Annotated in this window: 1 protein-coding gene; it reads left to right on the forward strand. The window is 66.1% G+C overall.

What is annotated here, in order from left to right; translation table 11 throughout:
* Nucleotides 1-14: 14 nt before the first annotated feature.
* Nucleotides 15-1,048: aminopeptidase P family protein (locus AC5RWU_RS24340; protein WP_493986737.1), on the forward strand; the 1,034-nt coding region annotated here is incomplete at its 3' end.

Raw genomic sequence — 1,048 nt, forward strand, 5'->3', positions numbered from 1 at the left:
TTCAAAGGAGAATCATGTCCCTGACCACTGACGCCCGCAATGCCACGAATGTTTCGGAGCTGGAGCGCCTCAAGGTCCTGCACAACGGCCAGAAGCAGCAGCTGACCTTCTCCGACGCCGAGTTCGAACGCCGCCTGGCCGGCCTGCGCCAGATCATGGCCGCCAAGGAACTCGACGCGGTCATCCTGACCAGCTACCACGGCATCAAGTACTACTCCGACTTCCTGTACACCACGTTCGGCCGCAACTACGCCCTGGTCGTCACCGCCGAGGACTCGGTCACGGTCACCGCGAACATCGACGCCGGCATGCCGTGGCGCACCAGCTACGGCGAGAACATCGTCTACACCGACTGGAAGCGCGACAACTTCTACTTCGGCCTGCAGGAGGCCCTGCGCCAGCGCGGCATCAAGGCCCGCCGCCTCGGCGTCGAGGACGACGCCCTGCCGGTGCTGACCCGCCAGCGCATCCAGGCCGCGTTCGAGACCGCCGAACTCCTCGACGTCTCCCAGGACGCCATGCGCCAGCGCATGATCAAGTCCGCCGAGGAGATCGAGGTCATCAAGCACGGCGCCCGGATCGGGGACCTGGGCGGGGAGGCCATCAAGGCCGCCATCCGCGAGGGCATCACCGAATACGAGGTCGCCCTGATCGGCACCGAGGCCATGGTCCACGAAATCGCCCGCACCTTCCCGCACCGCGAAGTCCGCGACACCTGGGTCTGGTTCCAGTCCGGCATCAACACCGACGGCGCGCACAACTGGGCCACCACCCGCAGGCTGCAGCGCGGGGACATCCTGTCGCTGAACTGCTTCCCGATGACCTCCGGCTACTACACCGCCCTGGAGCGCACCATGTTCCTGGGCCAGCCGGACGAGGAGAGCCTGCGCCTGTGGAACATCAACGTCGAGGTCCACCGCCGCGGCCTGGAACTGATCAAGCCCGGCGCCGTGTGCAAGGACATCGCCGCGGAACTGAACGAGATCTACATCTCCCACGGCCTGCTCCCGAACCGCACGTTCGGCTACGGCCACTCCTTCGGCGTGCT

The organism is Arthrobacter sp. B0427-1-12 (genome assembly GCF_059092905.1).